This is a genomic window from Cupriavidus gilardii (assembly GCF_017598945.1).
GTDB classification, from domain to species: domain Bacteria; phylum Pseudomonadota; class Gammaproteobacteria; order Burkholderiales; family Burkholderiaceae; genus Cupriavidus; species Cupriavidus gilardii_E.
In genome coordinates, this window is record NZ_JAGFTW010000005.1 from 118,914 (window position 1) to 139,655 (window position 20,742).

A 20,742-nucleotide genomic window follows, 5' to 3' on the forward strand; every position below is an offset into this window, starting at 1 on the left:
GTCGATGGCGGCCGCAGCGGCGGGCAGCTACACGCCCAGCCGCTGCGCGATCGCCTCGGCCAGCCGCGCCAGCGTCAGCGGCGCACAGCCCTCGGCGTTGTTGCTGACGATCAGATAGGCCGGTTGCCCGGCCTGCAGCGTGCGCACGGCAAGGTCCGCCGCGGCGGCCAGCGTCTGCGGATCGAGCGCGCGCAACCGGTCGAACGGCTCGAAGGCCGCCTCGGCCTGGTCGTAGCCATAGCCCGGATGCAGCAGCCAGCGCAGCACCAGCGGGCCCGGCTCGCCTTCGTCGCGCAACGTCTGCGCGGCGGCCAGGCGCGTCAGCGGCGGCATGCGGTCGCGCGCGCCGCAGCCGAAGCGCACGCCACGCGCGCGCAGCAGCTTGATGAAGCGCGGCGTCAGCAGTTCGGGGTCGCGCAGTTCGACCGCATAACAGGCATGGGGCGTCTGCACGGGGTCGAGCGCCGGCAGGGCCGACAGGAAGGCATCGAGCCGCGCCAGAAAGGCCGCGGCATCGTTGGCCATCGCGCGCAGCGGCGACAGCTGGAACAGCAGCGGCCCGCATTTGGCGCCGAGTCCCGCGGTGGCCGGCGTGACGAAATCGCGGACCGCGATCTCGACGTCGAGAAACGCCGCATTGGCGAGCCGGCCGGCGCCGTTGCTGTCGCGCAGCCACGGATCGCAGACGCTGGCAGGCGCCTTGACCAGAAAGCGGAAATCCTCGGGCACCTGCGCCGCATAGGCGAGGTAGTCGGCCAGCGGAATCGGTGCGTAGAAGCCGCGGTCGACGCCGGCCGCGCGCAGCAGCGGATGGCAGGCGTAGGCGGCGAGCCCCTTGCGCGACAGCAGGCTGTCGCTGTAGTCGCCGTCGTAGACGAGGCCCTTCCAGCCGGGGTAGGACCAGGTCGAGGTGCCGAGGTAGAGGTGGCGGGGCAGCCGGGCGGCGAGGGCCGTCAGTTCGGCGCAGGCCGCGACGGGCTGGATCGTCTTGCCGCGCCGGGCCGGCTTGGCGGTGCCATTCGGCACAGCGACGGGGCCATCGGGGGAAGTAGCGGTGCGACCCGGTGCCGCCTCGGATACCGGGTCGCCAAACAAATCGTCAATCAAGCGTCTTGTCGTAGATGTAATGCCGCGACCAGGGCAGCGTGTTCGACGGCTGGGTCGCCTTGTGGCAGACCACCTGGTAGATCGACATCTTCTCGCTGTCGAAGGCCTGCGCGCAGCCGGCCAGGTAGACGCGCCAGATGCGGTACTTCTTCTCGCCGACCATCGCGCGGATGGTCTCGCCGTGCGTCTCGAAGTTCTCGGCCCAGTGGCGCAGCGTCTGCGCATAGTGCCGGCGCAGCAGCTCGACGTCGTAAGCCTCGAGGCCGCCCTTGGCGAGCGTATGCAGCACCATGCTGATATGCGGCAGCTCGCCCTGCGGGAACACGTAGCGATCCATGAACTGCGCGCCATCCATCGGCACCTTGCCGCTGTCCGGGTCGGGCGAGGTGATGCCGTGGTTCATCGCGATGCCGTCGTCGGCCAGCAGCTCGCACATGCGGCTGAAGTAGGTGACCAGGTTCTCCTTGCCGACGTGCTCGAACATGCCGACGCTGGTGATGCGATCGAAGGTCCCGGTCACGTCGCGGTAGTCCTGCAGGCGGATCTCGATCTGATCCTGCAGCCCGGCCTGCCTGACCCGCTCGGTCGCCAGCGCGAACTGGTTTTCCGACAGCGTGATGCCGACACAGCGCGCGCCGAACTTCTGCGCGGCGCGCAGCACCAGCGCGCCCCAGCCGCAGCCGATGTCGAGCAGCGTCTGGCCCGGCTGCAGCCGGATCTTGGTCAGGATGTGGTCGATCTTCTTCAGTTGCGCGGTGGCCAGGTCCTCGGTGCCGTGCTCGAAGTACGCACACGAGTAGACCATGTTCGGGTCCAGCCACAGCTTGTAGAAGTCGTTGGAAACGTCGTAGTGGTATTCGATCGACGCCTTGTCTTCCTGCTTCGTATGGGTGAAGCGCTGCGCGACGCGGGCCAGCGTGCTGCCGGCCAGTTGCGTGGTGGCGCGGGAGAAGCCGTAGCCGACCGCGATGATGTCGGCGAGCTTGCCCTCCAGATCGATCTTCTGCTGGACGTAGGCCTCGCCCAGATTGTCCAGCGTCGGCGTCAGCAGCAGCGGCAGCGCGCCGGCCTCGCGCACGGTCAGCGTGACGGCCGGCTGTTCGAAGTTGCCCAGCGCGTATTCGTGGCCATTCCAGAGCCGCAGCTTGACGGGCAGGTTGGCCTTGTCGCGCAGTTCCGCGACCCAGCGCTCCAGTTGCGTGTCCAGTGCTTGCTTGAAAAACATGCGGCTTTCCTCCTGATGAATGGCGGCATACTTCTCCAACGAACAACTGTGGGCGCGGCTACGTCTTCCGATATATCAGACTGTGCCATACCCAACGCCAGAGCCCGCTGCCCGGTGCGTCTGGCGTTTCACTTTATACGCCAAACCGCGCCGGTGTGCAGTGCACTGCCTAGACCCCATATCGATGACAGGGGCAAACCGCGCGCCGCTGCGCCAACCCACTTACGGCGACAACCGCGCGATGCGCCAGCTGCCGTCCGGCTGGCGCAGATAAGCGATGCGATCGTGCAGCCGCGACGGACGGCCCTGCCAGAATTCGACGCGCGTCGGGGCCACGCGATAGCCGCCCCAGTGCGGCGGCCGCGGCGGGTTCTCGCCGAAGCGCTGGCGGAACTCGGCTTCGCGCTGCTCGAGCAGCGCGCGGTCGGCCACCTCCTGGCTCTGCGCCGAGGCCCAGGCGCCGATGCGCGAGCCCAGCGGACGCGAGGCAAAGTAGGCATCGCTCTCGGCGTCGCTGACTTTCTCGACGACCCCTTCGATGCGAACCTGCCGTTCGAGCTGGACCCAGTGGAACAGCAGCGCGGCGCGCGGATTGACCGCCAGGTCCAGACCCTTGCGGCTCTCGTAATTGGTGAAGAAGGTGAAGCCGCGCTCGTCGATGCCCTTGAGCAGCACGATGCGGGCCGAGGGCTGGCCGCTGGCGTCGACCGTGGCCAGCGTCATCGCATTCGGCTCGGGCAGCTTGGCGGTCAGCGCTTCCTCGAACCAGCGTTCGAATTGCGCGATGGGTTGGGGCGCGACATCGGCTTCGGTCAGCGAACCGAGCACATAGGTACGACGGAGATCGGCGAGTTGCGTCATGGCGGGAAGGGCAGCGGCACGGCCGCGGGAGGGATGGTTGAAGCGTCCTGATCGGTCTCCGATAGCGACGGCACACCTGCTTGCGCGGCCGATATGCGGATCCGGATGCCTGGAGTATAGCGAAGGCATCCCGGCGCGGAACCCGTACGAAGGCCGGCCCGCAATAGCCGCCGCAGGCCGCAGGCCTCAGGCGTCAGGCCTCATGCGGCTGGCGGCGGCAGCTTGCGCGTCTGTCCGCGCGAATAGAAACCGGCCACGCCCATCGCGCCCGCCATCGACAGGAAGATCGGCAGCATACCGAGCGCGGTGCCGACCACGCCGAAGGTCAGCGGCCAGACCACCTGGCTGGTGTTCAGCACTGCCGAGCGCAGGCCCAGCGCCTCGCCGGCGCGGCCCGACGGCGACGCGCTATGCAGGATGTTCATCACGTTGGGCTGCGCGCTGCCCAGCGCCAGGCCCAGCACGAACGCCAGGCAGCACATCAGCCAGAAGGTCGAGACGAAGGGGTAGAGCAGATAGGCGATGCCGCCGACCAGCAGCGCGCCGCGGATGATCTTCCATTCGGACAGATGGCGCGTGACCAGCGGCATCGCGATGCGGATCGCCAGCGTGGCGATCGCGAAGGCGCCGAGCACCCAGCCGATCGACGACGGCGACAGGCCGACGCGCGTGCCCTGGATCGGGATCAGGAACGCATGCAGATCCCACGCGGCGGACAGCACCGCACTGGCGACAAAGACCGCGCGCAGCTCGGGCACCATCAGCAAGTCCAGCGCCGAGCCGCGGCTGCCGTCGAGCGCGGCCTGGCGCGCTGCGCCGGCGCCCTGCGCGGGCAGGCGGTCATGCACCAGGCGCAGGCCGATCTGCCCGATCAGCGCGATGCCGACCAGCAGCAGAAAGGCAGGCCGATAGCCGGCGTGCTCGATCACGTAGCCGACTGTCACCGGGCCCAGCGTCCCGGACACCGACAGGCCCAGCGCATGCCAGGTGTAGTTGCGAAGACGGGTCTCGTCGGTCGACAGCTGGCCGATCAGCAGCTGCATCGCGACCTGGACCAGCATGAAGCCGACGCCGATCAGCGCGCACGAGGCGTACAGCGCGGCGACGCTCGGCCAGATCGCCGGCAGCAGCGTGCCGGCCACCACCATCAGCGAGCCCGCCGTCATCGGCCGGCGCGGCCCGATCTGGTCGATGCGGCGCCCGGCGCGGATCGCCAGCAGCATCGGCAGCAGCGCGTACAGTGACATCAGCAGGCCGAGCGTGATGGTCGAAGCCTTCAGCGAAATGGCGAACAGGGAAACGACGACGCGGCTGGCGTTGAACGCGACGTGGTTGCACACCGTCAGCGCGATCAGAACACTGATCGGCATGGCGGCGGCGGGATACGGCGTCATTCGTGCTGGACCGGGAGGCGGAGGGGTGAGCCGGAACGACCGGCAAGACCGAAAAAGACGAACGGGGGGCGGCATGCGCCGCGCCCCGCAACAGACCGCGCCCTGTCGGGCGCCGTCCGCAAAGTGCCATCTGTTTACAGCGTTGTCTTGTGCATCGAGCCGCTGTGACTGCGCCGCAGCTCCATGTAAATGGCCGTTTAATTATGGTGCGCTTGTTGACAGGGTGCAACGGTCTTTTAGGTTTTGGTGCACAGAAAGGGGGCGTGTGCACGGGAGTGTTGCGCTGGAGCATCGGTGCGCGTCGGGCCCGCGCGGCGATGTGAACCGGGCAGCGCGTCAGCCGCCCTGATACATTGGCGATCTGTTGGGTCCGGGCGACGGTGCGGCGGGCGTGGTTGGATTTTGGCGACGCGGCTCGGGCTCGTTGCCGCCGGCGGGCGGCTGGGCCGCCGGACCCGAGGCCGCCGGCGCACGGCGGTCGCGGTAGGTCTTGCCCGGCGGCGGCGCGGTCGGGCGCTTGCGCAGTTCGGCCAGCAGCTTGGCGCACTGGCTGTCCTCGGCCGGCGACAGATCGATCAGCGGCAGCACCGTTGCGACCGGCGCCAGCAGCGCCAGCGCGACCGCGCCGCCGGCGCGCAGCGCCAGCACGCCGATGTCCGGACTGACGCGCGGATCCTTCAGCGTGCCGCCGACATAGAGCGGCGAGCGCAGCGAGAACACCCGCATGCCCTTGGAGTCGGGATTGATCGTCAGGCCCAGCCGCTCGCTGGCGAGGTCCACCACGCCGGTGGCGTTGATGGTGGCGTCCTCGGTATCGATGACGAAGGTGCGGGCGCGGCCCATGCCGTTGGTGAAGGTGAAGTCCGCCACGCCGCAATGGATCTGCACCGGCTTGTCGCCGAACAGCTTGGCGATGATCACGCTGCCGACGTTCAACCCCATCGCCTCCAGGATGAACTTGCTGATGGTGCCGTTCTCGACCAGCAGCCGCGCCTCGCCATTGGACGAACCGAGCAGCGCCGCCACCGAATTGCCGGTCGCCGACAGCTTGGCCGCGCCGTTGATCTCGCCGACGCTGGCGCGCATCGATTCGAGGTTCGGGAACAGCTGCTTGAGCTTGAGCCGGCGCGCCGTCATGTCGATGGTCGCGCCCATCGGCGTGCGCTTGCCGTTCAGCTGCAGGTTCGACGCGAGGGTGCCGCCAGCCACGCCGAAGTTCAGGGGCTTGAGGTTCAGCACGCCGTCCTGCAGCTGGATATGGGTCTCCAGATTGTTGATCGGCAGATCGACGTCGCGGATGATCCGCTGCCCGGTGAAGCGCACGTTGGCGTCGATGTCGTCCCAGCGCTCGGTGCGGAACGGCGCCACCGGCAACGCCTTGTCGGCCGGCTGGCGCACCGGGCTGCGCGCCGCGGGCTGGCCGGGTTTGGCGTCCGCGCCGATCAGCGGCGCCAGGTCCTCGAAGCGCAGCTGCTTCGACACCAACTCGCCGGCGAGCAGCGGGCGCGGATCGCGCTGGCTATAGGTCAGCGTGCCGGCAAGGTCGCTGCCGCCGACCCGGCCGGTGAAGTTCTGATAGCGGTAGACCGACGCGCCCTTGCGCAGCGTCGCGGTCAGACGGCCGTTGGTGCGATATGGCGGGGTCTCGGGCAGCACGACACCCGTCAGCGAATACAGATCGGCCATGCTCTCGCCGGACAGCTGCAGCATCAGGTCCAGCGCCGCCAGCCGGGCCGGTTCGGTCAGCGTGCCTTCGATCTGCGCGCGGGTGGCGCCGACGCGCACATCGGCCTGCAGCGGATAGGGGCGGCTGGCGTCGCGCAGGTTCAGCACCGCGCCGGCCTTGCCGTTGGCATTGATGGTGGCCTTGTTGTAGTGGCCGACCGCGCGCCAGCGGATGCCATAGACCGGTTCGCCCTTGCTGTTCTTCGCGTCGGCGGGGGAGGCCGCCGGCGCCGACGCGCTGGCGGCGGCGGGGGTGCTGGCGCCGCTGGCGGGCGCCGCCGAGGCCGCCGGCGCCGATGAGGGGGCCAGCGGCCCGTCGCGGTCCTTGTCGTACAGCGCCGCATCGCCGATGGTCTCGAGCGTCGCGCGCAGCTCGATCTTGCTGGCGGCGTCGTTCAGCGCCAGATGCCCGCGCGTCAGCACCACCTCGCCGATTTCGAGATGCCATTGCGATGGCTCCTTGTCTTCGCGGGTGGGGAAGGTCCAGTTGTTGCGCTTGTCGGCCAGCCGTTCCAGCGCGACCGAGGGACCGTCGATGGTGATGCTCGGCAGCGAGATTTCGCGCGTCAGCAGCGGCAGCGGCCGCAGCAGGAACACCAGCTCGCGCGCGGTGGCGAGGTTGGGCTGCTGGGTCCAGTCGGGATTGCCGATGGTGACATCGCGCGCGGACAGCCGCGGCCACGGCACCAGGCGGCGCCAGCCGCTTTCGCCCTCGGGCCTGCGCCAGGTCAGGATCAGGTCGCCGTTGACGGCGAAGGGCCGGCCGATGGCGTCGCTGACCTTGTCGTTGAGCCACGGCTTCAGGCGGTTCCAGTCGAACAGCAGCACGAAGGCCACCACCGCCGCAATCAACACCAAGGGCGTCAATACACTCCACAGCACGGCCTGGCGGCGCATCGACATGAGGGGCTCCCTGGCCGGCGCATGCACGAACCGAACTGGCTCGCCGGGCGCGGCGAACGTACCACGTTGCGGCTATTGTATAGTTGCGCGCCGGGCCCTCCTGTCGGCATGCGACTGACAATGATGCCCGCGAATTCCGCATTTTTTGCCCGCCGCCGCCCCTTGCACGTTCAGGCCGGCGGGCCCAGCCGATGGTGAAGTCCTCGATGGCCGACGACCGCAACGCCGACTCCCGCGCTGACGCCAGCGCCAGCTACAGTGCCGACCGCAATGACGACCTCTCCGCCGTGCACGCGCTGGCGGAACTGCCCGCCGCGCTGCCGCACGACAGTGCCGGGGACGACGACTACCATCGCCGCTTCGGCGGCGTGGCGCGGCTCTACGGCGCCGACGGCCTGGCGCGGCTGGAGGCCGCCAACGTCTGCGTGGTCGGCATCGGCGGGGTCGGCAGCTGGGCCGCGGAAGCGCTGGCCCGCAATGCGGTCGGCCGCATCACGCTGATCGACCTGGACCACATCGCCCCGTCGAACACCAACCGCCAGATCCACGCGCTGGGCGACGAATACGGGCGGGCCAAGGTCGAGGCGATGGCGCAGCGGCTGCTGCAGATCAACCCGCGCGTGCGCGTGCGTCCGGTCGACGATTTCGTGACGCCGGACAATGTGGAGGCGCTGCTGGCCGGCCACGACCATGTGATCGACGCGATCGATGCGGTCAAGGTCAAGATTGCGATGCTGGGCTGGGCCCGGCGCCAGCGGCTGCCGATCGTCACCTGCGGCGGCGCCGGCGGGCAGCTCGACCCGACTCGCGTGCGCGTCGCCGACCTGTCGCGTACCGTCCAGGATCCGCTGCTGGCCAAGGTCCGTGCCGGGCTGCGCCAGCAATGGGGATTCCCCCGCGATCCGAAAAAGCCGTTCGGCCTGCAGGCGGTGTATTCCGACGAACCGTTGCGCTATCCCGAGCCGGAGCAGCAGGCCTGCGAAATCGACGAGGCGCCCTTTGCCGATGCCGCACATCCGCCGCGGCAAGGGCCGCAGGGGCTGGCTTGCGCGGGCTTCGGCTCGTCGGTGGCGGTCACCGCGGTGTTCGGCTTCGTCGCGGCGTCGGTGGCGCTGAGCGCGATCGCCCAGCCGCGCTGACGGCGGTCCAGGCTACGTGCTCAGGGCATCGAGCAGTCCGGCCACCGCGGCGTCATCGGGTGCCAGGTTGTCGAAGTAGATCAGTTCGGGATACTCGGCCGGATCCGGCATGAAGCGCCGCTGCCGGTAGTCTTCCCAGTGCGCCAGCTTGTAGGCATCGTTGGGATTGCCGCGCCGCACGATGCGCGCGTGCGCCTCGTCCTCGGGCAGGTGCACCCAGACCACGCGCACCGTGGTGCCGGCCGGCAGCGCCAGCCACTGCGGATCGCTGAGGCGATGCTCGCGGATCTCGCGCGACAGCGGGCCGATCACGATCGCGCTGATGCCAAGCGCCAGGTTCTCGCGCGCGGTATCGAGCAGGCCCTGATATTCCGGATCGCGCAGATGCTTCAGATAGAGCGGGCTGTCGCGGTCGTTCGGATCGCCGGTCAGCGCGCCCATCGCGGCCGCGCTGTAGCGGCCGTACAGCGTGTCCTTGTCGAGCAGGCAGAACGGTTCGCCGGTGGCCTCCATCAGCGGGCCGATCAGCCGATGGGCCAGCGTGGTCTTGCCGGTGCCGGCATGTCCGCAGAAGAAAATCAGTCGTGGCATCGAGGCGGCGCGAGAGAGGGGAGCGGGGTGCCCGGCGCGGGGATTCGGTATCCTTGCGCGTATCCCGGTGCCTTCGGGCATTCCGCGCAGCATAACCGATCGACCTGATGACCGTTTCCGACCCCACCACCGCCGCCGCGACGCCAGCGGCCGCTCCGCCCGACCTCGACAGCAGCGCGCTGCCGGCCGATCTGCATCTGGGCGAGCCGGTCACCGACCATACGCATGCGGAGTTCGTGCTGCTGCTGCAGGCGGCCGCACGCGCCAGCGACGAGGGCTTTCTGGCCGCGCTGGACGAATGGATCGACCACACGCGCTACCACTTCGGCATGGAGGAGGCGTGGATGGAGGCGATGAACTTCGGCCCGCGCCAGTGCCATGCCGGCGAGCATCGGCAGATGCTGGAGATCGTCGACAAGGTCCGCGCGAAGGTCGAGCAGGAGGGCGACTTCGAGACCGGGCGCCGCCTGGTGGCCGAGCTGCCCGGCTGGTTCGCACTGCATGTGCGCAAGCAGGACGCCGCGATGGTCGCGTATATGCGGCAGAACGGGTTTACGCTGGTGGAGGGGCCGGCGGGGTGAGGGCGAGGCGGCTGCCTGCGCTTCGAAACCACCCCCTCTCCCCAACCCTCTCCCCCCTGAGGGGGAGAGGGAGAACACCGCTGGTTTTCTCCGCTATCCCGCTCAGGTGACAAGGGACAAGGGACAACGCCAACGGTTTTCTCCCCTCTCCCGCTTGCGGGAGAGGGGCGGGGGAGAGGGCAACCGCCCCCGGTCAGACCACCGACCTCAATTCAGCGCCGCACTCAACTGCCGGCGCCAGCGCGACACCGCCTCCGGTGCGTCGCCCATCATCTCGAACACCGACAGCATTGTCTTGCGGCCGACATCGTCCTCGAACGCGCGGTCGGTGGTCACGATCGCCAGCAGCTGCTCCAGCGCCGGTTCGTATTGGCGCCGGGCGATCAGCAGCCGCGCCAGATCGAGGCGGGCCCGCAGATCCGCCGGATCGGCGGCGATGCGGCCGGTCAGCGTGGCCTCGTCGGGGAGGTCTCCCAGACCCTTCATCGCCTCGAGCCGGGTTTGCAGCGCCGCATAGGCATCGTGCTGCGGCGCGCGCGGCGTCAGCATGCCGAACTGGGCCTCGGCTTCCTCCAGCGCATTGCCGTCGAGCAGGAAGGCGATGTAGTCGATGCGCGCCTCGTCGAAACCGGGATCGAAGGCCAGCGCGGCCTGGAAGGCCTCGCGCGCGATCTCGTGCTTGCCGCCGGCCGCCGCCTTGCGGGCCTCGCGCAGTGCGACCTCGCCTGGGTTCGGCGTGACCCGCGCGATGAATTCGCGCAGGCCCGATTCGGGCAGCACGCCGACGAACTGGTCGACCGGCTTGCCGTCGACGAAGGCCACCACATGGGGAATGCTGCGCACGCCGAAGTGGGCCGCCAGCTCCTGGTTCTCGTCGACATTGATCTTGGCCAGCTTCCACTTGCCGCCGGCCTCGCGTTCGAGTTTTTCCAGCAGGGGCCCCAGCGTGCGGCACGGTCCGCACCATGGCGCCCAGAAGTCCACCAGCACAGGGACGCTGCGCGACAGCGCAATCACGTCGTGGTCGAAGTTCTGCAGGGTGACGTCGCTCATTGCTTGCCTCGCTGTTCTTGAATTCGCCTGATATCGCGGGGGAGCCGCGTGGGAGCCGCGGGAAGTCGCAAGTCCCATGATCCGGCCCGAGGCGCGCGCAATCGCGCCGCACGGCCGGTTTCCTGTTGTCGATGTGGGGACGGCGCCGCTCATGTCAACCCCGCTTGCGGGAATCTACCCCTTGGAAATAGAACGGTCGTTCGGTTATATTGCTTGACGACTCATCGCCGGGGCTGCTTGACCGCCACGGCGGCGTCCGAAATCCCATCCCGTCCAACACGCGCTCAAGACGCTCAAGACGCTCGAGACGCTTGAGAACAGGTCGCGAAGACCGCTCAGGAGACCACGCATGCAGACCCAGAAGGCCGCGCGCCCGCATTTCCAGTTCTGGCCCAAGCGGGCGCCCACCGCCATCGTGCTGCCGGAGACCTCGCTCTGGGTCAATCTGGAGGTGTCGGCGCGGCGCTATGCCGACAAGGCCGCGATCCGCTATTTCGGCAAGGCCATCACCTTCCGCGAGCTCGAGGCGCAGGCCACCGCGCTGGCCGGTTGGCTGCAGCGCGAGGCGGGCGTGGCCAAGGGCGACCGGGTGCTGCTGTACATGCAGAACTGCCCGCAGTTCATCGTCAGCTACTACGCGATCCTGCGCGCCGATGCGGTGGTGGTGCCGGTCAATCCGATGAACCGGGCCGAAGAATTCAAGCACTACATCACCGATGCGCAGGCGCGCGTGGCGATCTGCTCGGCGGACCTCGCCGGCGGCGCCGCGGCCGCCAATGCCGAGCTGCCGGCCGGGCAGCAGCTGCAGCATCTGCTGGTCACCCAATACGCCGATGCGCTGCCGGAGAGCCACGAACACCCCGAGGACGCGCCTCCCGCCTGGCTGACCGCCGAGCATGCGCTGCCGGCCGGCGCCGTGCAGTGGCGCGACGCGCTGGCGGCCGGCCATCAGCCCGGTCCGCATACCGCCGGTCCGGACGACATGGCGGTGATGCCCTATACCTCGGGCACCACGGGCTTTCCGAAGGGCTGCATCCACACCCATCGCTCGGTGATGCACAACGTGGTCGGCGGCTCGACCTGGTCGGGCTCGGGCGCCGAATCGGTGATCCTGTCGGTGCTGCCGCTGTTCCACGTGACCGGCATGCAGTACGGCATGAACGGCCCGATCTACAGCGGCGCCACGGTGGTGATGCTGCCGCGCTGGGACCGCGAAGTCGCGGGCCGGCTGATTTCGCGCTATCAGGTCACGCACTGGACCAATATCCCGACCATGGTGATCGACTTCCTGGCCAGCCCCAACCTGGCCGAGTTCGATCTGTCGAGCCTGCGCTATATCGGCGGCGGCGGCGCGGCGATGCCGCAGGCGATCGCCGAGCGGCTGCGCGAGCAGTTCGGCCTGAACTATCTCGAGGGCTACGGGCTGTCCGAAACGATGGCGCCGACCCACAGCAACCCGGGCGATCGGCCCAAGCTGCAGTGCCTGGGCGTGCCGACGTTCAACACCGACGCCCGCGTGATCGACCCGGTCACGCTGAAGGAACTGCCGCCGAACGAGGTAGGCGAGATCATCGTCTGCGGCCCGCAGGTGTTCAAGGGCTACTGGGGCAAGCCGGACGCGACGCGCGAGGCCTTCATCGAGTTCGAAGGCAAGACCTTCTTCCGCACCGGCGACCTGGGCCGGATGGACGAGGAGGGCTATTTCTTCATCACGGACCGGCTCAAGCGGATGATCAACGCGTCGGGCTTCAAGGTCTGGCCGGCCGAGGTCGAGAACCTGCTGTACAAGCATCCGGACGTGCAGGAAGCCTGCATCATCGGCACGCGCGACGCCTATCGCGGCGAGACGGTCAAGGCGGTGGTCGTGCTGAAGGCGCACGCGAAGGGCAAGACCACGGCCGACGACATCATCGCCTGGGCCAAGGAAAACATGGCCGCCTACAAGTACCCCCGCGTGGTCGAGTTCGTCGACGCGCTGCCGAAGTCCGGGACCGGCAAGGTGATGTGGCGCCAGTTGCAGGAAGCCGAAAACGCCCGTCTGGGCTGATGGTCCGCGACGCCGGGGCAGGGCAACGGGTCCTGCCCCGGTCCATCCGTGCCGGTCTGGCGGGGCGCGATGCCAGCGCCAGTCAGTGCCCGCGCACCCGCATCAGCATCTTGACCATCGTCTTGTAGCCCCGCTCGCGCGCATGGCGCGTCGGGGTGACGCCGTCGCGATCGGCCAGATTGGCGTCGGCGCCCGCATCGAGCAGCAGCTGCACCACGTGTTCGTAGCGCGCGCTGCCGTCGCCGAGCACGATCGCTTCGAGCAGCGCCGTCCATCCCAGCGCATTGACATGATCGACCGGCACGCCGGCCTGCAGCAGCAGCTGGACCACCTCCGGACTGCCGTGCTGCGAGGCCGCGGTCAGCGCGGTGCCGCGATAGCGGTCGGTGCTGTGCGGGTCGGCCCCGTGCGCCAGCGTCAGCTGCACCAGTTCCAACTGGCCGCTGGCGGCGGCCAGCAGGAAGGCGCTGTTGGCCTGATCGTCCTTGCGATTGACATCGGCGCCTGCGTGGATCAGCGCGCGGGCGACCTCGCCGTGCCGCTGATAGACCGCGATCAGCAGCGCGGTACGCCCGCGCTCGTCGGCGGCATGCGGCGAGGCGCCGGCGCCCAGCAGCTTGCGCACCAGCGCTGCGTCGCCGAGCGAAGCGGCAGTCAGCAGATTGCGGTTCAGGGCGCTCAGCGCGTCGTGCGGCCGGCCGGCACTGCCCGGCTGCGCGGCGGCACGCTGCGAGGACGTCGGTGGCGAGGCGGGAGAGGGGGGCGAGGAACCGGGCCGGGCCGCCATCGACACGCCGGCGGGCCCCGACAGCAGCGCCCCGCCGAGCAGCAGCCCGGTCACCCCCAGCGCTTCGGCGACCATCAGGCGGCGGGCTCGAGCGGCGGGGGCGGGCATGGCGGTCTCCGGTTCAGGCGGCGTCGGCCGGTTCGGTATCTGGGCCCGGTTCGCTGGCGGGTTCGCTGGCCGGTTCCGCGTCGGCGGCCTGGATCTGCCGCCACAGCCGGCCCAGATAGGGATCGTCGACGCCGTGGGTGGCCAGGCCCAGCAGGGTCTGGTGCAGATAGTCGCGCGCCGGTCCGTACAGGCCGGTGGCGCGCCGCAGGCAGGCGACCACCCGCTCGTCGGGCAGCCGGCCGGCATAGGCCTCGTGGGCGCGGTTCATCACGAAGGCCAGCGCCCGCTGCGGGGCCGCCTCGCCCTCGAGCTTCACGCGCAGCCAGCGCGGATGGTAGGCGCCGGTCATCATCTCGCGGCGCCACAGCACGCGGAATTCCTGCTCGACGACATGGCTCGGGATGCGGAACACCATGCCGTGGCAGCTGCCGCCGCGGTCCAGGCCCAGCACCAGCCCGGGGTTGTCCCAGGTGCCGCGATTGATGCGCGAATAGAGGTAGAAGCCGCGGTGATAGCCGTGCACGGTCGCGAGCCGGCGCTCGGTGTGCACCACCATCGGATTCCAGATCAGGGAGCCGTAGCCGAACAACCAGACGTCGCCATGCATGTCCGGCTGGTCGGGCCGGCGATCGAGGGTGGACCGCAACGAACGCTCGAGCGCGTCGTCCGACAGCAGCGAGGAAGCCACCGGGGTACCGCCCAGCGTGGTCCGCAGCCGGTCCGCTTCAAGATCTTGTCGGGTGATGGCCATGGTGCAAGCATAATGCAAAGCCGGGCGTCGGGAGGCTTGCTACACCACATGGCGGCGGGATGTCGGCGTGCGGCAACGGTGCGGACCGCACCCACTGCCGGCGGGGTGGCGGCCGATGTTGCGCCGTCCTTACAATGGCTGCCAACTACCAGGAGGGATGGACCATGGCGCGAACGCTTACGGTGGCCTTCGGCACCGGCAAGGAATTCGAGTTCACCATCGGCGATACCGAGCTCGCGGGCATCAGCGACGATGCCGGCTGGCGCTGGTTCGATCGGGAGTATGCGGAGCTCGACTGCCAGGCTTCCAGCCCGGTGGGCAAGGTGCTGGTCATCGACAAGATTCTCAGCGTGGCGCGCTTCTCGGGCGAGCAGCGTTTCACCAGCGATCCGGACTGGGCCCGGGACTACGCGCGGCATGCCGCGCATATCCTGGGCCGCGATCGGGTCCGCGTCGACGTGGGCAACGCGTCGATCGGCTTCTGAGCCGGATATCGACGCGATTGCCGCAGCTACCGCCTCAGACGGCCAGCAGTTCCACTTCGAACAGCAGCGTGGCGTTCGGCGGAATCACGCCGCCGGCGCCGCGTGCGCCATAACCGAGGTCGGCCGGAATCACCAGCCGGCGCGTGCCGCCGACCTTCATGCCCTGCACGCCTTCGTCCCAGCCGCGGATCACGTGGCCGGCGCCCAGCGGGAACACGAACGGATCGTTGCGATCCTTGCTCGAATCGAATTTGCGGCCAGCCTGGCCGTTCTCGTACAGCCAGCCGGTGTAGTGCACGGTGACGTGCTTGCCCGCGGTCGCTTCGGCGCCCTGGCCGGTCACGGTGTCTTCGTATTGCAGGCCGGAAGGAGTGGTGATCATCGGTCTTTCCTTTGTGTGACTGCCCGCCGCGGCTTCGCGCCGCGACGTGCGTGGTGATTCGGGGCCCGGGATCGCGCCGCCGTGGCCGGCGTGCGCGTGGCACCGAGCCGGCAGTGTACCCGCAAGCGGCCGGGCGTCAGGCGTCGGCCCGCTGCCAGGTGTCCAGGCGCAGCTGCACGCTGCGCTCGTCGTCGCTGAACCAGATCTCGCCGTCCTGGATCGTCACGGTCAGCCGCATCGCGCGGCGCGCCATGCCGGCCAGCGCGTCGACCGCCTCGCCGGGTACCGCATGGACCGTCAGATTGCGCAGCTTGCCGGCCTTGCCGGCGATGCCCTTCCACCATTCGCGGGCGCTGGCGGGCTGATAGGCGAACACGGTCACGCGCGCGGCGCGCGAGGCGGCCCGCTTGAGCCGGGTCTCGTCGGGCTGGCCCAGGTCGATCCAGTGTTCGATCTCGCCGGTCAGGCTGCGCTCCCACAGGTCCGGCTCGTCGGGTTCGTCGAGCCCGCGCGTCAGGCTCAGCGTCTCGCTGGCCTCGCAGGCGAACGCCAGCAGCCGCACCATCATGCGGGCATCGTTTTCGGACGGGTGTTGCGCGACGGTCAGCGCGTGGGTGCCGTAGTAGTGCCGATCCATATCGGAGATCGACAGCTCGGCTTTGCAGATGGTGGACTTCAGGGCCATGGGGAAAGAGGGAAGCGGGGACGCCGAAAGCGGCACGCCGGCCGATGGCGCGGGCAGGATGCCCGGCACGGCCGGCAAACGGCGCATGTTACCCGATCACCGTGTGCGTGACGGTGCGGACGGCATGGCGGAGGTCAGGCAGAGAAACGGCGGCGGAACGAACGGCGCCGCGCGGTATGCGCGGCGCGACGGTCAGCGGGATTTGCGGTAATCGCTGAAGTAGAAGCGCAGCAGCGCAGAAGCGATCACCAGGGCGAGGAAGGCGGCGGCGATCACCATCGCCTGGCCGGCGGGGCTGTTCATCTGCCCGTTGACGCCGAGTTCGACCAGGCGGCCGATCACCAGCATCACCAGCACCGGGATCACCAGCGCGCGGCGACCGTAGGTGCGCATCACCCAGCCGGGAAAGTTGCGCAGCAGATGGCCGACAAAATCGCGCGGAATGCTGCAGATCAAGCACGCCCCTGCGGCAGCGAGCGAAGCCGCCACCACATCCCCCAGTCCAATCCCGAACATGATTCCCCGTCCCGTCGCGCCCGGGCGCAAAAAGCCGGGGCATAAATTTTGCAAAGCGCTGATTCTACAGAAGAATTCCGGATTTCAGGTGTCGCCGGGTCGACCTGAAACAGAAGTGGGACAGAACGCAACAGACGTTCAGGGCACCAGCACCGGCAGCAGGAAAATGCCAAGCACGCACAGGAAGCCGAGCGTCCAGCACAGCGAGCGCAGCGTGGCGCGGTCGGCCAGATAGCAGACCGTGTAGAGAACCCGAATCACGATGAAGGCGATCGCCAGTTCGTCGATGCGCGCCTGCGGCGCCTGCAGATGGCTGGCGCACAGCACCGCCGCGGCGAACAGCGGAAAGGCTTCGAAGTGGTTGCGGTGGGCGAGGTCGGCCCGGCGGGCGCGGCCGGTCTGGCGCTCGAGCCAGGCGCGCGGATCGTGATTGTCGAAAGCGGGCGCGCCCCACTTGGCGATGCCCACGGTGACGATGGGCAGGATGCCGGCGATCAGCACGCACCAGAAAGCGATCGGCATGGCGTTGTCCTTGGTCCTGTCTTCGGCGATGGGCAGAGGTCGGGCGGCGCTGACACGGCAATCACGCCGCCACCACCCGGATCGTCACGCCCGGCAGGGTCACCACCTGGCCGGCGCGGATCTTGGCGGTCTTGCGCGATTCCGCCGCGCCGTCGACCGCGACTTCGCCGGCCGCGACCAGCGCCTTGCCGGCGCCGCCGCTGTCGACCACGCCGGCCAGCTTGAGCAGATCGTTCAGCGCGATGTGCTCGCGGTCCAGCGGGAAGGTGAGGGTCTGCATGGCGATGATGGGGTTGGGGTGTGGCGCCGGGCGCCGAACTTGCGGCGCGCCGGCGTGGAGCGGGGCGATTACTTGCCCCAGCTGTCCTTCAGTCCGACGATGCGGTTGAAGACCGGGCGGCCCGGCTGGCTGTCGACGCGGTCCGCGACAAAATAGCCGTGCCGCTCAAACTGAAAGCGGTCCTCGGCCCTGGCCTCGCGCAGGCCGGGCTCCAGATACGCTGTGACCACGCGCTTGGAGTCCGCGTTCAATGCATCGAGGAAGTTCTTGCCGCCGGCGTCCGGATGCGGGTCGTTGAACAGCCGGTCGTACAGCCGCACCTCGGCCTGCAGCGCGTGCGCCGCGCTGACCCAGTGGATATTGCCCTTGACCTTGACGCTGTCCGCGCCGGGCGTGCCGCTCTTGGTGTCGGGCAGGTAGTTCGCGTGCACGGCGATGACATTGCCGTCGGCGTCCTTGTCGACGCCGGTGCATTCGATCACGTAGCCGTAGCGCAGCCGCACCTTGTTGCCCGGGAACAGCCGGAAATAGCCCTTCGGCGGGTTCTCGTTGAAGTCCTCGCGCTCGATCCACAGCTCGCGCGACAGCGGGAACACACGCTTGCCGAGCTCGGGCTGCTTCGGATGGACCGGTGCCGAGCACTCCTCGCTCTGGCCCTCGGGGTAGTTGTCCAGGATCAGCTTCAGCGGATCGAGCACGGCCACGCCGCGCGCCGCGCGCGCATCGAGGTCGTCGCGCACCGCGCCTTCGAGCGTGCTCATGTCGATCCAGCTGTCCGACTTGGCGACGCCGACGCGATCGCAGAACAGCTGGATCGACTCAGGCGTATAGCCGCGGCGGCGGATGCCGACGATGGTCGGCATGCGCGGATCGTCCCAGCCGTCGACGCGCCCCTCGTTGACCAGCTGCAGCAGCTTGCGCTTGCTGGTGATCGCATAGGTCAGGTTCAGCCGGGCGAATTCGTACTGATGCGGCAGCGGTTCGCGGAACACGCCGCATTCGCGCAGCTGCGCCAGCACCCAGTCGTACAGCGGGCGGTTGTTCTCGAACTCCAGCGTGCACAGCGAGTGCGTGATGTTCTCCAGCGCATCGGAGATGCAATGCGTGAAGTCGTACATCGGATAGATGCACCACTTGTCGCCGGTGCGATGGTGGTGCGCATGGCGGATCCGGTAGAGCACCGGGTCGCGCATCACGATGTTCGGCGCGGCCATGTCGATCTTCGCGCGCAGCACGTGCTCGCCGTCGGCATACTTGCCGGCGCGCATGTCGCGGAACAGCTGCAGGTTCTCCTCGACGCTGCGCTCGCGGTAGGGCGAAGGCGTGCCCGGCTCGGCGAAGTTGCCGCGGCTGGCGGCGATCTGCTCGGCGCTCTGGCTGTCGACATAGGCGACGCCGCGCTCGATCAGCTTCTCGGCGAAGGCGTACAGCTGGTCGAAGTAGTCGCTGGCGTAGTACAGGTGGGCCTGCGGGCCGGCCTGCGCGTCGTTGCTGTCCCAGCTGAAGCCGAGCCAGTGCACCGCGTCGATGATCGAATCGACGTATTCGGTGTCTTCCTTGACCGGGTTGGTGTCGTCGAAGCGCAGATGGCAGCGGCCGCCGTAGTCGCGCGCCAGCCCGAAATTCAGGCAGATGCTCTTGGCGTGGCCGATATGCAGATAGCCGTTGGGCTCCGGCGGGAAGCGCGTGATCACGGTGGGCAGCGGCCGGCCCTGCGCGTCGGTGCGGCCGGCATAGGTGCCGGCGGCCAGATCCTGGTCGATGATGCTGCGCAGGAAGTTCGAGGCGGCGGGCGTGCTGTCTTGGGCTTTCGGGTCGTGGCTCATGGTTTGGCCAGGTTGGGCCGCGGGTCGCGGCCGGCTTCAGGGCAGATTCGATTCTGGGCAAGGATCGGCGCGGCGTGCGCCGGGCCAGCGCGCCGCGGCCCGGGGGCCCGGCCTGCTGGCGGGAACCCGGGATTTTACCGTGCCGGCGCATTGCCCGCGCGCGCAATCTTTGCCGGCGCGCTAGCATGGAGTTCGCGCGCACGGCCTGGCCCGTCCGTGCGCGCACCGTGCCCGTTCATTTCGATCGTCTTCGTTGCCGAGGAGCGCCATGTCATCGCCCGATCCTTCCGCCACCCTTGCCGCGCTATGGCGCTTCACCGGACTGCCGGAGGCCGCGCTCGCCCACGCGCGGCTGACGGGCGCCGAGCCGGTGCTGCCGTCGTCGTTTGCGGTCGGCACCGCCGCGCAGGCGAGTCTCGCCGCGGCGGCGCTGGCGGCCGCGGCGCTGTGGCAGCAGCGCACGGGCCGCTGGCAGCAGGTCGCGGTCGACATGCGCCACGCCATCGCGGAATTTCGCAGCGAGCGCTATCTGCGCGTCGATGGCGGCGCCGCGCCGGAGCTGTGGGACAAGATCGCCGGCGCCTATCGCTGCGGCGATGGCCGCTGGGTCCGGCTGCACACCAATTTCCTGCATCACCGCGACGGCGTGCTGCGCCTGCTCGGCTGCGCCAACGACAAGGACGCGGTGCAGGCCGCGCTCGGCAAATGGGAGGCCGAGGCCTTCGAGACCGCGGCCTCGGATGCCGGCCTGGTGGTCGCAGCGATGCGCAGCTTCGACGAATGGGACCGCCATCCGCAGGCCGCCGCGCTGCGCGAGCTGCCGCCGATCGTGATCGAACGGTTCGGCGACGCGCCGCCGCTGCCCTTGCCTGATTTGCCGGCGCAGGACGCCCGGCCGCTGTCCGGCGTGCGCGTGCTCGATTTCACCCGCATCATCGCCGGCCCGGTGGCTGGCCGCACGCTGGCCGCGCATGGCGCCGACGTGCTGCTGGTCACCGCCCCGCATCTGCCGTCGATCGCGCCGCTGGTGATCGACACCGGACGCGGCAAGCGCTCCTGCCAGCTCGATCTGCGCGACGCCGACGACAAGCACACGCTGCACAAGCTGCTGCATGGCGCCGATGTCTTGCTGCAGGGCTATCGGCCCGGCGGCCTCGCGGCGCTGGGCTTCGGCCCCGAAGCGGCGGCGCGCGCCCGCCCCGGCATCGTCTACGTCTCGCTGTCGGCCTATGGCCATGTCGGCCCGTGGGCCGGCAAGCGCGGCTTCGATTCGCTGGTGCAGACGGCGACCGGCTTCAACGACGCCGAGGCGCGCGCAGCCGGCAGCGACACGCCGCGCCCGTTGCCGGCCCAGGTGCTCGACCACGCCGCCGGGTATCTGCTGGCGGCGGGCGCGATGGCCGCGCTGCATCGGCGCGCCACCGAGGGCGGCAGCTGGCACGTGCGCGTGTCGCTGGCGCAGACCGCGCAGTGGCTGCGCGGCCTCGGCCGGATCGACAACGGCCTGCAGGCGCCGGACCAACGGATCGACGACATCAGCGACCTGCTCGAAGCCGTGCCGTCGGGCTTCGGCATGCTGACCACGGTCCGCCACGCCGCGCAACTGTCGGAGACGCCGGCACGCTGGGAACAGCCGTCGGTACCGCTGGGCAGCGACGCGGCGGAGTGGCTGCCGCGCGGTGCGGCCAAGTAACGCCTTACCCCGTCGACCTGCATGAACGGACCCCCGCGTTCGCGGGGGGCGACAGGTCTGTATCGGTCAAAAAATTTTGAC

At 69.2% G+C, this 20,742-nt stretch carries 20 protein-coding genes; 5 read left to right on the top strand and 15 right to left on the bottom strand.

Annotated features, from left to right (window positions below):
* Positions 1-27 precede the first annotated feature (27 nt).
* The 5 genes from J5T34_RS02880 to J5T34_RS02900 form a co-directional block, all read right to left on the bottom strand.
* On the bottom strand, positions 28-1,107 hold the full coding sequence (locus J5T34_RS02880) for a DUF72 domain-containing protein (protein ID WP_208578469.1): 1,080 nt from the start codon (positions 1,105-1,107) through the stop codon (positions 28-30).
* Positions 1,100-2,332: an SAM-dependent methyltransferase gene (locus tag J5T34_RS02885; protein WP_208578471.1), complete on the bottom strand. Its 1,233-nt coding sequence runs from the start codon at positions 2,330-2,332 to the stop codon at positions 1,100-1,102. The genes J5T34_RS02880 and J5T34_RS02885 overlap by 8 nt, the downstream gene beginning before the upstream one ends.
* A 222-nt stretch (positions 2,333-2,554) precedes the next feature.
* Positions 2,555-3,193 (bottom strand): pyridoxamine 5'-phosphate oxidase, encoded by a 639-nt coding sequence (gene pdxH, locus J5T34_RS02890; protein WP_053821232.1) that lies wholly within the window; start codon positions 3,191-3,193, stop codon positions 2,555-2,557.
* Positions 3,194-3,393: 200 nt separating this feature from the next.
* A complete protein-coding gene (locus J5T34_RS02895; RefSeq protein ID WP_208578473.1) occupies positions 3,394-4,587 on the bottom strand; it encodes an MFS transporter in 1,194 nt (397 codons plus the stop codon).
* A gap of 336 nt (positions 4,588-4,923) precedes the next feature.
* Complete coding sequence (locus J5T34_RS02900; protein WP_208578475.1) at positions 4,924-7,215, bottom strand: AsmA family protein; 2,292 nt, start codon at positions 7,213-7,215, stop codon at positions 4,924-4,926.
* Between the two features lie 296 nt (positions 7,216-7,511).
* Between J5T34_RS02900 and J5T34_RS02905 the strand changes: the two genes are divergently transcribed.
* The gene (locus tag J5T34_RS02905; RefSeq protein ID WP_432207622.1) at positions 7,512-8,354 is read left to right on the top strand and encodes a tRNA threonylcarbamoyladenosine dehydratase; all 843 of its coding nucleotides are present in this window, start codon (positions 7,512-7,514) and stop codon (positions 8,352-8,354) included.
* A 12-nt stretch (positions 8,355-8,366) separates the two neighbouring features.
* Here J5T34_RS02905 and J5T34_RS02910 read toward each other — a convergent pair whose 3' ends face one another.
* A complete protein-coding gene (locus J5T34_RS02910; protein ID WP_208578479.1) occupies positions 8,367-8,945 on the bottom strand; it encodes an AAA family ATPase in 579 nt (192 codons plus the stop codon).
* A gap of 107 nt (positions 8,946-9,052) precedes the next feature.
* On the opposite strand from J5T34_RS02910, the gene J5T34_RS02915 reads away from it, so the two are divergent.
* Complete coding sequence (locus J5T34_RS02915) at positions 9,053-9,526, top strand: hemerythrin domain-containing protein (RefSeq protein WP_208578486.1); 474 nt, start codon at positions 9,053-9,055, stop codon at positions 9,524-9,526.
* Positions 9,527-9,733: 207 nt separating this feature from the next.
* On the opposite strand, the gene trxA is transcribed toward J5T34_RS02915, so the two are convergent.
* Entirely contained in the window at positions 9,734-10,579 is an 846-nt protein-coding gene (gene trxA, locus J5T34_RS02920; RefSeq protein WP_208578487.1) for a thioredoxin, read from the bottom strand.
* A 349-nt stretch (positions 10,580-10,928) separates the two neighbouring features.
* Between trxA and J5T34_RS02925 the strand changes: the two genes are divergently transcribed.
* Positions 10,929-12,626 (top strand): long-chain fatty acid--CoA ligase, encoded by a 1,698-nt coding sequence (locus tag J5T34_RS02925; RefSeq protein WP_208578488.1) that lies wholly within the window; start codon positions 10,929-10,931, stop codon positions 12,624-12,626.
* Between the two features lie 82 nt (positions 12,627-12,708).
* Here the strand turns inward: J5T34_RS02925 and J5T34_RS02930 are convergent, their stop codons facing one another.
* Both J5T34_RS02930 and J5T34_RS02935 read right to left on the bottom strand, forming a co-directional pair.
* Entirely contained in the window at positions 12,709-13,521 is an 813-nt protein-coding gene (locus tag J5T34_RS02930) for an ankyrin repeat domain-containing protein (RefSeq protein WP_208578491.1), read from the bottom strand.
* A 13-nt stretch (positions 13,522-13,534) separates the two neighbouring features.
* Entirely contained in the window at positions 13,535-14,272 is a 738-nt protein-coding gene (locus J5T34_RS02935; protein WP_208578492.1) for a gamma-glutamylcyclotransferase, read from the bottom strand.
* A 164-nt stretch (positions 14,273-14,436) separates the two neighbouring features.
* On the opposite strand from J5T34_RS02935, the gene J5T34_RS02940 reads away from it, so the two are divergent.
* A complete protein-coding gene (locus J5T34_RS02940) occupies positions 14,437-14,757 on the top strand; it encodes a hypothetical protein (RefSeq protein ID WP_208578493.1) in 321 nt (106 codons plus the stop codon).
* 34 nt (positions 14,758-14,791) lie between these two features.
* On the opposite strand, the gene J5T34_RS02945 is transcribed toward J5T34_RS02940, so the two are convergent.
* From J5T34_RS02945 to J5T34_RS02970, 6 genes are all read right to left on the bottom strand, one after another.
* Positions 14,792-15,139: an FKBP-type peptidyl-prolyl cis-trans isomerase gene (locus tag J5T34_RS02945; RefSeq protein ID WP_006578666.1), complete on the bottom strand. Its 348-nt coding sequence runs from the start codon at positions 15,137-15,139 to the stop codon at positions 14,792-14,794.
* A gap of 136 nt (positions 15,140-15,275) precedes the next feature.
* Positions 15,276-15,824: a YaeQ family protein gene (locus tag J5T34_RS02950; RefSeq protein WP_053821239.1), complete on the bottom strand. Its 549-nt coding sequence runs from the start codon at positions 15,822-15,824 to the stop codon at positions 15,276-15,278.
* A gap of 192 nt (positions 15,825-16,016) precedes the next feature.
* A complete protein-coding gene (locus J5T34_RS02955) occupies positions 16,017-16,340 on the bottom strand; it encodes a hypothetical protein (protein ID WP_174108151.1) in 324 nt (107 codons plus the stop codon).
* A gap of 138 nt (positions 16,341-16,478) precedes the next feature.
* Entirely contained in the window at positions 16,479-16,862 is a 384-nt protein-coding gene (locus J5T34_RS02960; protein WP_208578494.1) for an MAPEG family protein, read from the bottom strand.
* Positions 16,863-16,923: 61 nt separating this feature from the next.
* The gene (locus J5T34_RS02965; RefSeq protein ID WP_208578495.1) at positions 16,924-17,142 is read right to left on the bottom strand and encodes an RNA-binding S4 domain-containing protein; all 219 of its coding nucleotides are present in this window, start codon (positions 17,140-17,142) and stop codon (positions 16,924-16,926) included.
* A gap of 68 nt (positions 17,143-17,210) precedes the next feature.
* Positions 17,211-18,968, bottom strand: a complete 1,758-nt coding sequence (locus tag J5T34_RS02970) for a glutamine--tRNA ligase/YqeY domain fusion protein (RefSeq protein WP_208578496.1) — start codon at positions 18,966-18,968, stop codon at positions 17,211-17,213.
* Between the two features lie 268 nt (positions 18,969-19,236).
* Between J5T34_RS02970 and J5T34_RS02975 the strand changes: the two genes are divergently transcribed.
* Positions 19,237-20,661 carry a CoA transferase gene (locus tag J5T34_RS02975; protein ID WP_208578498.1) on the top strand — a complete coding sequence of 475 codons (1,425 nt, stop codon included), beginning with the start codon at positions 19,237-19,239 and terminating at the stop codon, positions 20,659-20,661.
* Positions 20,662-20,742 lie beyond the last annotated feature (81 nt).